The following is a 527-nucleotide window of genomic DNA, read 5'->3' on the forward strand; positions in this document are numbered from 1 at the left end:
TGGCATCCAGCAGCGCGATATCCTGAGGCGTGGTGACGATCACCGCGCCGGTGACCGGCACCTTCTGCGACAGCGTCAGCTGGACGTCGCCGGTGCCCGGCGGCATGTCGACGATCAGGTAGTCCAGGTCGTGCCAGTTGGTCTGGCGCAGCAGCTGCTCCAGCGCCGAGGTCACCATCGGGCCGCGCCATACCATCGGGTTGTCCTGCTCGATCAGGAAGCCGATCGAGTTGGCCTGCAGGCCATGTCCTTCCAGCGGCTCCATGGTCTGGCCGTCGGCGGATTCCGGGCGGCCGTCGATGCCCAGCATCATCGGCAGGCTCGGGCCGTAGATGTCTGCGTCGAGCATGCCGACGCGCGCGCCCTCTGCCGCCAGCGCCAGCGCCAGGTTCACGGCCGTGGTGGACTTGCCCACCCCGCCCTTGCCCGACGCCACCGCAATCACGTTCTTCACGCCCGGCAGCAGCTTGACCCCGCGCTGCACCGCGTGCGCGACGATCTTCATGGTCACGGCGACGCTGACATTG

The 527-nt window shown here is 68.3% G+C and carries 1 protein-coding gene; it reads right to left on the bottom strand.

Features of this window, described 5'->3' with window-relative positions; all coding sequences use genetic code 11:
• Positions 1-527 (bottom strand): P-loop NTPase (locus AC3WLF_RS31350; protein ID WP_492321737.1); only part of this gene is annotated, 527 nt, incomplete at both ends.

It is taken from the genome of Cupriavidus sp. FW306-01-F10A (assembly GCF_058782785.1).